This is a genomic window from Desulfoluna sp. (genome assembly GCF_030145185.1).
Lineage (GTDB): Bacteria > Desulfobacterota > Desulfobacteria > Desulfobacterales > Desulfolunaceae > Desulfoluna.
Genome location: NZ_JAQYWB010000053.1, coordinates 1 through 13,237 on the forward strand (window position 1 = coordinate 1; position 13,237 = coordinate 13,237).

The window sequence follows — 13,237 nt, forward strand, 5'->3', positions numbered from 1 at the left end:
AAGGCATCAGAGCTGAAGATGTAGTGGTTTACCTCAAAGCTCTGATAACGCGGCAGATGAGTGCACCCGGCGCGCCCGAAGGGTGAGAAAATCAGACAGAATACCGTGGATTACATTTTGCATTTTTGAAACGACTGAAAATATGACTGCAAAGATCTGTAATTACAAATTATTCCTTAGCCCTGATTGTTTTCACATGAAATATCCGGGTTAAGGGCAAAGACGCGAAGGGTAACGAAGGCACCCCCTGGAGTCAAGCAGGAAAAAACAAAAAAACACCCCCGTCACATGAAGGGTGTTTTTTTATACATTTTTACTGAACGGATCGGCCCGTTTTAATTAAACGCAACGAGAGTCACAGCCAATTTTTCTTCAAGGGCCTTGATTTTTCGAATTTCTTCCTCGGTTAAATTACTGGGCTTGGGGTCTGAACAGGAGTACGCCACAATGGTTTTACCGATTTCCTGTTCCAGGGTTTTAATGGCGCCTAGTTTTCCGGTGTCCAAGTTCGATGCGGCACATATCATGGCTCTCTCCTTGTTTCTGATAAGGGGGGACTTGGGTTGAAAGACATGTGACGATCATACCGTAACCCGTTTGAAATGTAAATAAATACGCCCACGTATCACAGAGCCCTTCCCCTGAAGCTCACGGTCACCCCAAAAGTCTATTCAGCCGATCCGCCGCACAGGCCACTTACCGTGCTTCCTTCGAGACCCCTGCCGAATCAGGATGATGCATCGCCAGGTCTTCCAACTCAATCTGTATCGCCTGGGTGCTGATGGCAATTTCATAAAGGGAGACCACCAGGGAGAGCACAAGGAACAGCAGGCTGAAACCAAAATGCACCTCCGCCACAAACTCCATCTTTATAAACAGGAAAAACATGGCCAAGGCGCAGAGCAGGAAAGCCAAAACGCCCAATCCCTGCATCCAGCGAATCAGGGAGATTCGTTTTTTAAGATTATCTATCTGGCGATACACCATCTCCCGAACGTGATCCCCCTCCCGGTCGTGGAGCTGGCGAATCAGCTGCGCCAACACGAGAAATCGATTCGTGTAAGCAAGAAAGAGAAGGGAAATGGCAGGAAACAACAATGCTGGGGTGGTAAGATTCATGGGACCTCCGGGGTTAGCCCTGAAAAAATAAACAATCCATACAAGAGGGATAAACACGCCTGCCACTGAATACCCCCTTGCCCGCCTGGAATCAAGGGGGACGTCAGTTACTGACCTTCTAAATAAGCTACTGACGGCCCTCCCCCAGATCAAACCAGACACTGCGGTGGCTGTGCCTTGCCAAACAGGTGACAGGCCACCTTTCACCACAAAACCAGGTAACAGGCCATCTTTCACGCCATGATTGCCCCGGCCTCCCCAGCCTTCCCGTCTCTGCCCTGGCGAGCCTATTTCAGGCGGATAAATCAATAATTTGAGAGGATTACTAAAGGCACATGGCCATTATTCCGCGCTGCATGCGCCCGGCGGAATCAATATTTTTAAAAAATGCAAAAAAAAGTCTTGACCTTTTTTACGAGTTCAATGACAATGCGCTCCAGTGTCTCAGTTGAGACGATGTGTTTCGTTATTTAGGAATATCCATTTAAAAGAAAGTGGCAACACCTGAACTATCGAACAACTTTAAATTTATCAAGTAAAGGAAAGTCACTCATGGCTAATGGAATCGTAAAATGGTTTAATGACTCTAAAGGTTTTGGTTTTATTGAGCAGGAAAATGGACCCGATGTTTTCGTACACCACTCAGGCATCAATGCCTCTGGGTTCAAGTCACTTGAAGAAGGCGCACGTGTTACTTTTGACATTGAGCAGGGCCAGAAAGGTCCCGCCGCTGTGAACGTAACTGTAGCATAGCTTTTTAAGGCACTTCGGCTCTTTGTCGAAGTGCCTTTTTTTACGCCCTGAAATCCTGAATACCCTCCTAATCTTGCTCCACTCTTCCCAATCCAATATATTTATCACGCGAAATTGAAGATGATCACCCCCCTTCCTGGTTTCTCCACCTTACTATAAACTCTGTATACATGCATCGCCTTAACCTGTCTCGTATTTCCCCTGTATCTTCCCCATAACCTTTCCCCACCGCCTTGAACCACGAAGAACCGGATCGGGTCCCCATCGATTTGGGTAAGCGCAACACCACCTTGATGCTCAGCGGCTATGAAGCCTTCAAGAAAAAACTTGGGAAAGGAGATATCCCCACCCAGGTCATGTCCAAAGTCTGGCAGACCGCCTACATCGACGAATATTTCCTCAAAAAATTTGACGCGGATTTCCGCCAGGTCAGACCCCGCAATCTTGCCGTTCTGGGCAACGACAAGCCCAGAGAGTTCGCCGAGGACGGGTGTGAAATATTTACAGACCAATGGGGCGTAAAACGCAAGGACGATGAGAAAAGACTTTGCCCACGCCCTCATGCGCAAGGCTTGCGATATGCGAAAAGAGAACGCACGCCTTTTTCTTGAGCAGGCCGGTGATTTCATCGACGTCTTCCAATGCGCCGACGACCTGGCCATGCAAAATTCCCCGTTCATGTCACTTCCCATGTACCGAGAGTTTATCAAGCCATACCAGGCCGAACTCTTCGGATACATTAAAAGCATGACCCAGGCAAAGTTCTACTACCACAGCTGCGGTGCCGTCACTTCCCTCCTGGATGATCTGGTTGAAGTGGGCGTGGATATCCTCAATCCGATCCAGGTCTCTGCCACCGGCATGGAGACAGACAAACTCAAAGAACGCTTTGGCAAGCACCTCTCCTTCTGGGGCGGTATCGACACCTTTGACGTGCTCCCCAATGGCAGCGTCGAAGATGTCCGTAAGGAAGTGGCCAAACGTATTGGAGATCTCGCCCCCGGTGGCGGCTATATCCTGGGCTCTATCCACAACATGCAGTCCGACGTTTTCCCGGAAAACGTCATTGCGATGCTGGAAGCCGCCGTTGAATTTGGCCAGTATTCCATGGCCTGACATGGATAAAGGGCGGACACAAGCGAGCCTCTCATCCGCCTTGAAACATGCCTCGCATAAAAAAACCAGTACAATTCCATTGTCAATCCAACCTCTCTACAGAACAAAGATAAATAGCAACGACCTCCACATTTTTTCCGCAACGACCCTTACCTACTAAAAACAAGGTAAAAAAGATGGTTGGAGCGTATGAGACCCAATTTATTGCAAGGGCATCACGCACAAACCATGGAACAGGTCGCCCCCAGATATCGAGACACAGCGAACCCACGACAAACAGCGAAACGCTCCGAATGACAGGCCCCTTCGCCATATAAAAAAGTCACATTATCAACCAGGACCCTTGTAATTTTACCTGTTATTCAAGCAACCTCTCCGCCACCGCGCTCAATTATTTAAATAAACATCAAAAAAAGGCTTGACCATTTACGAAAATTCGTAGAGTATACGTTTTCAGTGCCTCACCGGAGGCTTTTGTGTTTCGTTATCTAAAGGAATATCCATTTTAAGAAGTGGCAACACCTGAAGTATCGAACAAATAATAAAAAACTTTTATCTAAGGAAAAGTCACTATGTCTAATGGAATCGTAAAATGGTTTAACGAATCAAAAGGTTTTGGTTTTATCGAGCAGGAAAATGGACCCGATGTATTCGTACATCACTCAGGTATCAATGCTACTGGCTTTAAAACTCTCCAGGAAGGCGATCGCGTTACATTTGACATCGAGCAGGGCCAGAAAGGTCCTTCTGCTGTCAACGTAACCGTTCAGTAGATATTTTAAGGCCGATTAATCCTTCGGGGTTAAACTGCTTTTAAAAATATTTAAGGCACCTTGGCTTTTAGCTAAGGTGCCTTTTTTTATCAGAAAGTCACTAAGTTCAGTGCGAGACAAAGGCAATAGAGCCCAAACCACCCTCCTCGAGAGTCTCCTCTGTGCGATCAATGGCTGATGATTTCCTACAAAAGTCTTGAAAACGCCCCTCTTTATGTCTATATTCCATACCAAAATCATCAAGATTGTCGATTTGACTCCAGAACCCACTTACCCCACACCAGGGCCAAATAAACAGGCCCCTTTCTCGCCCCACCCAGGCGAAGAGAGGTCCTATCCATTTAAATTGCCTGACAGGAGCCACCCATGCACCTCCGAATAGTAGCCAGTCTCCTTCTTCTCGTCTTCCTGCACACGCCCGCTGCGGTAGCCCTGGCCGAATCGCCCGGGGTGCCTTTAAATAAACAGACAAACCTTGGCCTCTACCTCACTGCCACCGAGGCCTGGACCCTGTGGCAGGCACATCCAGAGCAAACGATTGTCCTGGATGTACGAACCCAGGAAGAATACATGCTCGTCGGCCACGCCCCCATGGCCCGAAATATCCCCGTCATGTTCCTTGAGCCCACATGGGAAAGGATCGCCATGACACCGAATTCAGACTTTATCAGCCAGATAAAAAACCAGTTTAAACAAGACGCCCTCCTCCTGCTCATGTGCCGCTCCGGCGGACGAAGCGCCATGGCGGTCAATGCGCTGGCAGAGGTGGGATTCACGCGGGTTTACAACATCATCGACGGATTTGAGGGGGATAAAATCAGAGAAAGAGGACATAACAACGACGGAAAGCGAATGCTGAACGGCTGGAAGAATGCTGGCGCACCCTGGACCTACGACCTCGATCCCGCCCTTCTTTACCTGCCCTGAAGGTTTTCCAAGGGCTCTTCCCGGGCAGGAGCCACCTCATCGGACTCTGGAACCAAAGGCCGCACTCGCCAGACTGCGTCTCCCCCAGTCAAAAGCACACCGGCGATCACCGCCGTCACAGGGGCCACCATCAACAGTCCGATGCTGCCGATAAGAATTCTGAAAATTTCGGCGGCCACCATTTTCATGTTAACAATCCGTGTGACGCTGGTGCCCTGGGAAACAAAGACCATCAGCATCGTCAGATAGCCCCCCGAATAGGCCAGAAGAAGGGTCGTGGACATGGTGCCAATCACCATCCTCCCGACATTAAAACCGGATTCAATAAGTTCACGCATACCGATATCGGAGCGTTTGGACTTGATCTCGTTCATCGAAACACTGACATCCATGGCAATGTCCATGGCGGCCCCAGACGCCCCGAGCAGCACCGCCGAGTAAAAAATATGCTGAAAGTTCAACCCGTAGCCACCCTGAACCAGCAGAGTCGTAGAAAACGGTGTTGTCATCCCACCCAGCGAAAGCTTCTCCCCGAAGAAAAGCGTCAACCCAAGCGTCCCCCCCAGCCCGCACACCGTCCCCAAAAAAGCAGCAATACCATGACGCGTGATCCCGGCCACTGATAAAATAATCACCATGGACAAGAGCACCAGCACCGCCAGGCTCAAAGGAAGAGGAGCCACCCCCGCCAGCAGATTGGGAATATAAAAGAGCCACAGCACACCCAAAGCAGCGACAAAGGAAAACAGAGCCTTCAGACCGATCACCCGGGAATACACCACAAGGGCCACGGCAAACACCGCAAAGAGAACCAGCTCCCAATTCTGCCGATACCCGTTGATGGTCCGGGCCGCAGTGATCTGATGATCCACCTCCTGCACGGCCAGTAGAATCCTGTCCCCAGGCACATAGATTTCATCCATCTCCAGCTGCCCGTTCAAGTGATTGACCGCCTCGACCTGGTGCCCTTTCCACGCCCCGGCACTGATCACAACGGTTGCCGTCTGCACCCCGACCGCCCCGGCTCCAGATTGAAGAATGGCCTCATTGTCGACAGCAATAACGGTCCCCGGCAGCTCAGAAACATTGCCGGGTTCCCCTGTCCCGCGCTGTCCGGTGAAGAACAGCGCAAATAAAATGATCAGGAGAACAATCAACACCGAAACGGCTTTCAGCTTTGCCATGGTAGCTCCGGCCCGGGGAGAGCGGATGAACTCGCCCTCCCCCGGTCAACATAAACGATTAATTTTTGCCGGCGACGTTCTCGTTGTGGCCGTAAGACAATTCAGAGGCTTTCTTATTGGGGCCGAAGGTCTCTCCCTGCAGCGCTCTGGAGGGAGCCGCGTCAAAGGATGAGAGCTTGACGCCCATGAGTTTGGCCATGATTCGAGGCAAATCAGTGTTGTCTTTAAACCCATTAAACTGCTCGGACTGAGGTCCAATGGCTGACAGAGCAATCACCGACGCCGTATGGACATAAGAGGTCCAACTGATGCGGGCACGCTCAGAGACAATATGAGCCACGGCAATCATGGTCGGTGTATACGCATAGCCGTAGGTAATCTGCTGCTCGGCCCCAAGGGTCTGGTTACGATCCTCAACGGCCATGGCAGATGTCAGCTTCTTGAGCTCACGCTCAGAGAGATCTGTCAAACCGAAATTCTCCGCCACATAGCCAAGATACGCCTTCTGACGTTTGGCCACATCAGAATAGGTTTTCACCATCTCAGGATAAATGGTCATCAGCACATCTTCCACTGAGACCTTCACTTTGAACAGCTCGTCCAGCTTCAGGAAGTATCCTTTGGAATCCAGGCTGATCCCCATGGCCATCCCACCGGTTTCATGGTCAGCCGCGACAACAATCAGCGTCTCTTTGGGGTGCTGCTTATAAAACTCATACGCTTCGACGATGGCAGCGTCGAGGGCCAGGGTGTCGTAGATAGTTCCCGTGGCGTCGTTGCAGTGAGCGGCATAGTCGATGCGGCCCCCTTCAACCATCATGAAAAACGGCTTCTCCTGGGCCGCCAGGACCTCGATCCCTTTGGCGGTCAGCTCCGAAAGTGCCGGCATGGCGTTTTTCTTCACGGTGCTGTTGCGACGGTCGATCTCCATCCCCAGGGCGCTGTAGGCCAGAGGTGCCAGAACTTTGTCCCCCTTTTTCGGATGATAGGAACGAAAGTCATCACGCGCGTTATCACCGATAAAAGAAAGGTAGCCCTTGGCTTTGAATTCAGCCACCAGATCGCGCCCGTCTTTTCGTTTCGATTTAAGGCCCTCGGCGTTGCCTTTGGCCACGAAGTGACGAAACCCGCCACCGGCAAGGTAATCGAAATTCGAATTCAGCTGGTCAATGGCAATCTCGTTTTCATTGCCCCGGCTCATGTTATGCGCAGAAAATGAGGCGGGCGTTGCATGGGTGATGCGGGTCGTGGTGGCGATCCCCACCGCATACCCGGCGTCCCGTGCTGCCTCTGCGATGGTCTTGAGATTCGTTCCGTCGGGAAGTTTTGAAACCACCCCGTTGGTGGTTTTAAAGCCCGTGGCAAGAGCGGTCCCCCCGGCGGCGGAATCGGTCACCAGGGTGTTGTCGGAGTGGGTGGTCACCAGGGCCGAGGTGGGAAAGCTGTTCATCATCAGCCGGGCCTCAGGGTTTTTGGTTTCCAGCTTGTAGAAGTACTGAGCCGATTGACGCTGAGCCGGGCCCATGCCGTCACCGATGAAATAAAACACATACTTGGGCGTGCTGGTGGCAAAGGCAGCGGAGGCCATCAGCACCAGACCAGCTGACAGCATCGCAATTCGAATGACGTTCTTGCCTCGTTGACAGAGTTTCATGCATTTCTCCATTACTTTTGTAACATTACAGATAACAGTCGACAGCGGTATCGAAACACAACGGCCGGCATGATGAATTCAGTAGAGAGGGCACGTCGAAACGCACAGACGGTTCAAAGGCAACGCTGTGCCCGACACAGACTGTGTTATTCACCCATTTTGGAGATAGTAATATGTTGTTCCGCAGGGTGCAACGCTTGTATAGAGAATCCCAGGGGAATGGAGAAAAAAATTCTTCCATCAAAGAGAAGTGGACTGTCGTTCGTGACGTGCTCCCAAGGGACCACGCCTTGCGTCTCGGGTTAAATTTTTCGGAAAATCAGGCAGAGGAATTTTTGGCGTCTTTGAAATCAGGGATGAAGGGATAGCCCAGATATTTAGCGGGTGAGGTAGATTGGGCTGAATAATTACGATTAAGTTTCATCTTAAAGGGAGAAACAGGCCAGATCACCTTGCGAATATATTCAGTCAACCAGTCCCGGTATTATGTGGCTATAAAAGATATTTTGAAACCGGCCAACCCTTTTATTAGCCGCAGATGAACGTAGATAAACGCAGATGGGTTAAAGTGGAAGACGGGTGAAAACTGGGGTTGGGCGTTTGGGTCTTCGCCCTTTTTCGTGCCTTTCGTGTGGTTCGTGGTCATCCCTTTGTTTTTGCTTTGTGCTCTATTTTCGAGGTGGCTCACCTCGCCGCCGGAGGCACGCTTTTTTTCAAAACCGCTTCTTCGCCAGCTCACTCAATTTCGCATTTCCTGCGACCTTATCAATAATGGCCTTGACGCTCTGGTCCATGCGGCTCTCCGCTGTATAATTGGCCGGAGCAATCAGAGTGGCCCGCCCGTCAGTCAAAAAGGTACTGGCCATGCTTTTTGCCCCTCTTTTTCCAGGGACATACACCGCAATGGCATGCCCGCCCATGTTCTTCACCACACGCATACTCGGGACATCCGTCTCCCCGTCTCCAATAAACACCATATTGGAAAAAGGAACGACCCGCTCCTCCTGGGGAAGATGCTTATTGATCCGGGAGTGGTCATGGACATCCAGGCTCCCCTTGTTAATGCGAAACAGATACTGGGTCTTGGTGGTATAATTCACGGCCAGGGCCGGCCAGCTGGCAATCCCATGATGGTCATACATGAACCCCGACGCAAAGATCGCATCAAAACACCCCGCGATCACCGTCCCACGAATCATCTCACGCAGCCCCGACGACACAATATAATGACTGATCTTCACCCCTTTCTCTTTTCCATAAGCGTTGATGCGGTCAAACCACCCCTCCACCCCCTCAAACAGCGCGATCTCCGCCCCGAAGGCGTGAAAATCTTCCCGCCTCACCGGCACCTCATGCTGTTTCGCCTTTTTCAGCATCAACCCCATGTACGCCAGAATCTGATCGGCATCGTTTTCCCGGGCGTAAGCATCCACCTCCGCCCAGAAATCACGGGAGGCCACATTAAGCCGCGGAATAAAATCGTACTCCTGCATGTTGCCCGGAGACAGGGTTCCATCAAAATCATAGGCAATAGCCATGGGAATCAGTTTGGGCACAGGAAAACCTCCATTAAGACAAGGGCAAAACGTTTGCCTGATCTAAAAGAGTGGGTTTGATAAACAGGTTTTTGTGACACGGGGTCAAAAGAACAAACAGACGGAATCACAATAAAACAGGAGGGCATGGGAAAGCAAGCCCGACAGGAAACAGAGGCTGATCCTAAGGGGATACGAATGTCGATTTTGTGTCGTGTGGCTGGGAAAAAACTTTTCCCGGGGCTGAAAAAAACGGCCATCCGATTCGCTGATTTTATGGTGTAGGATGTATCAATTTAGGGGAGATGGATTTTACCAACCGCCACGTATCAGATGCGTGTTCCGCAATCCATAGATCGTATTTTGTCTGCAAATTCAGCCATAACTCAGGCGTCGTATCGAAGGCACGCGACAAACGCAATGCCATGTCTGGGGAAACCGCGCCCTTTTCATTAACTATCTTTGATAAAGTTTTTCTGGAAACTCCAAGGTTTAAAGCCATATCTTTTATTGAGATAGACAGGGGAACTAAATAATCTTCTTTGATTATTTTTCCCGGATGAGTCGGTTGACGTTTCATTCTACTCATTTTATGTCCTTTTAATGGTAATCATCATAATTAACGATATAGTTAACCGCCCGTATAATAGAATATTTTCAGTTCTTTATGTTTGGATGATTTACCATGCGTAACCCGAGAGGTTAAATATGTCAACGGTATGTGACAAGCTGAAGAGAACGCCGCGTCGAGAGGATAAGGAACCAGATTTTTATGTAAATGAAAATGTTCTTCGTGCTTGGTTTTTCGTTCGAGGAGTCGCTACGCTCCATCAATTTAAACACAACAAAGCGCCCCGCCCACATCACACCTCATTCAGTGGCCCCCTTCTTACTCATCAAAAGCAATTTGACCAATAACAGGATCAATGAGCGTATCGAGCCTAAGCCACCGAAATGGCATTCACAATATCGGTATACTAATCAGCACAAGAGAAAGTCCCAGTTGGAGAGTGGTAGGCAAAAATTGGGTAATAGGGTGCCGCAGGAGGGATGTTCTTCGTTCTTGGTTCTTCGTGCTTGGTTCGAGGAGTCGCTGCGCTCCAGCAATTATAAAAAACCATTCGTTGATGGCTGATGTCGTCAGCCGTCATGGATCTCATGACCTTGACAACGGCAACAGATGGGGCCGTAATCCGGCATAATGCGGATTATTTTAGGAAGTTTGTTATTCATACCCTCGTTCAATGAATTCGCGCCCACCTTAAAAAAAATTTAATCCACATCAAAAAAGGCTAACGGGGGAAATACATCCCCCCGTTAGCCCTTGTAAATTTCTGTTATCCACCAAAGGAAAGCCATCTCAACGACAGCTTTCTTATGGCCTGTGATGATACGACGACAAGTCCGAATCAAGCGACCAGATAAACACCTCGCTCATGGAACACTTGGCGCAGCATTTTTCGTATTCTTTGATGATACTTAAATCGCCAAAGCTTGTCCCTTCAGATGTTTTCTCCGAAGATTTATTCTGCATGGCAAACTGAGGGAAGGAATCAATCCAGGCACCCAATTCTTTTGAATCAGGAAAATCACTGGGCCTCCAGGGAGCAAATCCCTCGATGGCCCCCTTAACCGCATCGACAAACCGCTCTGCGGCAGCTCTTCTCACCCGCCCGCTCCCACATTGGGCAATATGATTGCCCGTCTCCAAAATCGTTGCCATGGGAAGAATAAACGTGCAGCCTGATGCCACGTATACCTTGTAGTCATCAATCACCTTCGCTTTATCCTGATTTCTGCCCGGCACATTCAGAAGGTTCAACCATACACTGGTATCCATCAGGCAGATGCTGTTCATGTCTCTTCCCCCTGCATGCGGGAGATCCAGTCCATGGCCTGTTGCTTTTTCGACTCCGGGTCCACGGGCAACTTGGCGAATCGATCAACAACGCCGTTGGTCACCAAGCCCCCAAGAGAGCCTTGCACCACCAGCCCGGGGTAATCATCTAAATCGGCCAGACGAATCAATCGACTGTCGCCTTTTTCAGGATCGCGATAACAAAAAACAACATCGGCCAAGGATTCATCCGGTAAAGCGTCCATTAAGGCAGGATTGTGAGTGGTCAGGAGAAGGCGAATATTTCGTCGGCCTGCTTCTTCCTTCATCATACCGAGAAGTTGCTTTGCCCGTGATGGATGGATTCCGTTGTCCACCTCCTCAATCACGACAGTTGACCCGACAGGCGCTGAAAAAAGGGCTACGGCGATGGCAAGCACCCGCAGGGTACCGTCAGAAAGAAGTTCCATGGGGCAATTTCTGTCTACCCCACCAAAACTCTCCACAAGATCAAAAGAGATCCGGCCTCTGCCATACTCGAAAAACTTTATGCTTCGAACATCCTGCTCTGGAAGACTCCGAATAAAATGGATGATCTTCTGATAATAATCTCCATCATCGCAAAGGGTCTTGAGGACGCCCGACAGGTTGGCACAGTCGGACCGAAGCGTCTTCTCAGGAGAGCTGGCTTCCCGCATGCGTGAAGGCACCGGATCAAGAAAAAGAGTCTGAGTAAGAGCCTGTTGAAATCGCTTGACCGTCTCTGGAATGGTAACCTGATCTCTCTTGCCGTTATAAATGGCGGGGCTTTCAAGCTGGCACATCACGGCAATCTGATCTGTACAGGTAATTTGGGCTTTTTCGCCATTCGAATCACCATCATCGTATACAACTGTGATATCGCTGTCCTCATCTTTAGAGGGGTGCACGATGGAGTAGAGAGGGGCATCCATATCAGATCCGGAGATGGACTCTTGACTGATGTGCAAATCCACCTTCCGCACGTCAACCGTCACCCGAAAACGGTTCCACGGACTCTCATCCAGATCACAACCGAGGGTAAAAGACCCCCAATTTAAATACGGTAAATCATTGATATTCCCACGAAGAACCTTATCAGAGTCATCCACCCGATGCCGAAGGACAGAAAGCTTTTGCCCCTCACTCAACCAGCTCAAAAACCGAAACCCTTCAAGGGCATTGCTCTTACCGGATGCATTCGCCCCAATCATCAACGTAAGGGGGGCCAGCCGAAGGAAGCCCTTCTCATAACTTTTGAACTGTTCGAAATAGATATTGGTCAACATGGCCTCACTCCCTTCATCTGCCGAACCGATTCCCGTTTTGCACCAAAATGAATCAGTAAAATAGCCCTCAACCCGCGACAACCCTCTTTAAACAAACATAATCCAGCATTGTACCGAAAGATTTTCGTACTGCCGCCTCATTTTTATCAAGATAATGCCTGAGTGTACAGCCTGAAGAGTGGATAGGGATAAGAGAGACAGCTTTATATAAACCTCTTTGCCAAGCCCATCACCAGGGGTGAAGGGCTTGCCAAATTTGAAGATATCACAGGCCAAGGATTTTAGTGTGTGGTTTAAGGCGAGATTTATTCTATATCCGAGACCCGGGGCACGGCATCGTTTTTGTTGGCTTTGGCTGCGGCTTCCATATACTCACACAAACTGTCTGACGAATCTACGGCCTGGCGATGGTTCCTGGGAGTCTCCTGAGACAACACCTGAAGTTCACCATTCAGATTCATGGACTGGTTGACTTCGGGCCATTCAAGCGCCCCTGCTTCGAGCAATTTTTCATTGCCCAGCGGCACATTTTCACCTGTTCGAACAAAGACAGGACGATAATTTTTCCGCCTTAATTCTTCCTGAGCCCCCGTCCACGTGCCCCCCTTTTTATAATCCGAGCTCACCACCAAACCAAAATCAGCCATGGCGTACACCAGCTTATTACGCCCCATGGCACCGCCCACGGTAAACCGAGCATTGGGATGATAAGGAGAGATTAAGAGGAGACGCCCATCAGAGATGGCATGACGAGCGTGTTTCTCAAGACTTTTTTTCAACAGGTTCTCTGCCAGAACCCCGATGGAAACGCCCCCTGCTTCAAGGGCCGAATTCATGGCCACCTGATCCACCCCTCGGGCTCCTCCAGAGACCACCGACATCTTGTTCTGCGCGCACGCTTGCGCCGCTTTAGTGGTAAACATTTCCCCCACCACGTCCACATTCCGGGAACCGACTATGGCCACGCCACCCCCCATCAGAAGGGCCTTGTTCCCTATACCGTTGACCACGGGCGCAGCCCGTCAGCAAATG

The 13,237-nt window shown here is 50.0% G+C and carries 14 protein-coding genes; 4 read left to right on the top strand and 10 right to left on the bottom strand.

Going from position 1 to position 13,237, the window contains the following annotated elements; translation table 11 throughout:
- Positions 1-335: 335 nt before the first annotated feature.
- Together Q1Q75_RS16175 and Q1Q75_RS16180 are read right to left on the bottom strand one after the other, a co-directional pair.
- Positions 336-527 (bottom strand): hypothetical protein, encoded by a 192-nt coding sequence (locus Q1Q75_RS16175; RefSeq protein WP_300672725.1) that lies wholly within the window; start codon positions 525-527, stop codon positions 336-338.
- 169 nt (positions 528-696) lie between these two features.
- Positions 697-1,119 (bottom strand): DUF2721 domain-containing protein, encoded by a 423-nt coding sequence (locus Q1Q75_RS16180; protein ID WP_300672727.1) that lies wholly within the window; start codon positions 1,117-1,119, stop codon positions 697-699.
- 552 nt (positions 1,120-1,671) lie between these two features.
- Between Q1Q75_RS16180 and Q1Q75_RS16185 the strand changes: the two genes are divergently transcribed.
- Positions 1,672-1,872, top strand: coding sequence for a cold-shock protein (locus Q1Q75_RS16185; RefSeq protein WP_300672729.1), 201 nt, complete (start codon positions 1,672-1,674; stop codon positions 1,870-1,872).
- Positions 1,873-1,976: 104 nt separating this feature from the next.
- On the opposite strand, the gene Q1Q75_RS16190 is transcribed toward Q1Q75_RS16185, so the two are convergent.
- Positions 1,977-2,435 (bottom strand): hypothetical protein, encoded by a 459-nt coding sequence (locus Q1Q75_RS16190; protein ID WP_300672732.1) that lies wholly within the window; start codon positions 2,433-2,435, stop codon positions 1,977-1,979.
- Between Q1Q75_RS16190 and Q1Q75_RS16195 the strand changes: the two genes are divergently transcribed.
- The 3 genes from Q1Q75_RS16195 (at position 2,407) to Q1Q75_RS16205 (ending at position 4,688) form a co-directional block, all read left to right on the top strand.
- Positions 2,407-2,988, top strand: a complete 582-nt coding sequence (locus tag Q1Q75_RS16195) for a uroporphyrinogen decarboxylase family protein (RefSeq protein ID WP_300672734.1) — start codon at positions 2,407-2,409, stop codon at positions 2,986-2,988. The two genes, Q1Q75_RS16190 and Q1Q75_RS16195, sit on opposite strands and share 29 nt — an antisense overlap.
- 572 nt (positions 2,989-3,560) lie before the next feature.
- On the top strand, positions 3,561-3,761 hold the full coding sequence (locus tag Q1Q75_RS16200) for a cold-shock protein (protein ID WP_300672736.1): 201 nt from the start codon (positions 3,561-3,563) through the stop codon (positions 3,759-3,761).
- A gap of 366 nt (positions 3,762-4,127) precedes the next feature.
- Positions 4,128-4,688, top strand: a complete 561-nt coding sequence (locus tag Q1Q75_RS16205; protein WP_300672738.1) for a rhodanese-like domain-containing protein — start codon at positions 4,128-4,130, stop codon at positions 4,686-4,688.
- Here Q1Q75_RS16205 and Q1Q75_RS16210 read toward each other — a convergent pair.
- From Q1Q75_RS16210 to Q1Q75_RS16240, 7 genes are all read right to left on the bottom strand, one after another.
- Positions 4,676-5,872: a YibE/F family protein gene (locus Q1Q75_RS16210; protein ID WP_300672740.1), complete on the bottom strand. Its 1,197-nt coding sequence runs from the start codon at positions 5,870-5,872 to the stop codon at positions 4,676-4,678. The two genes, Q1Q75_RS16205 and Q1Q75_RS16210, sit on opposite strands and share 13 nt — an antisense overlap.
- A 58-nt stretch (positions 5,873-5,930) precedes the next feature.
- Positions 5,931-7,526 carry an alkaline phosphatase gene (locus Q1Q75_RS16215; protein WP_300672742.1) on the bottom strand — a complete coding sequence of 532 codons (1,596 nt, stop codon included), beginning with the start codon at positions 7,524-7,526 and terminating at the stop codon, positions 5,931-5,933.
- A gap of 713 nt (positions 7,527-8,239) precedes the next feature.
- Complete coding sequence (locus Q1Q75_RS16220; RefSeq protein ID WP_300672744.1) at positions 8,240-9,082, bottom strand: HAD family hydrolase; 843 nt, start codon at positions 9,080-9,082, stop codon at positions 8,240-8,242.
- Positions 9,083-9,335: 253 nt separating this feature from the next.
- Entirely contained in the window at positions 9,336-9,650 is a 315-nt protein-coding gene (locus Q1Q75_RS16225) for a HigA family addiction module antitoxin (RefSeq protein ID WP_300672746.1), read from the bottom strand.
- Between the two features lie 786 nt (positions 9,651-10,436).
- Positions 10,437-10,919, bottom strand: a complete 483-nt coding sequence (locus Q1Q75_RS16230; RefSeq protein ID WP_300672748.1) for a hypothetical protein — start codon at positions 10,917-10,919, stop codon at positions 10,437-10,439.
- Entirely contained in the window at positions 10,916-12,205 is a 1,290-nt protein-coding gene (locus Q1Q75_RS16235) for an AAA family ATPase (RefSeq protein WP_300672750.1), read from the bottom strand. Before Q1Q75_RS16235 ends, Q1Q75_RS16230 begins: the two co-directional genes overlap by 4 nt.
- A gap of 305 nt (positions 12,206-12,510) precedes the next feature.
- Positions 12,511-13,215 (bottom strand): DNA-processing protein DprA, encoded by a 705-nt coding sequence (locus tag Q1Q75_RS16240; RefSeq protein WP_300672752.1) that lies wholly within the window; start codon positions 13,213-13,215, stop codon positions 12,511-12,513.
- Between the last annotated feature and the right edge of the window lie 22 nt (positions 13,216-13,237).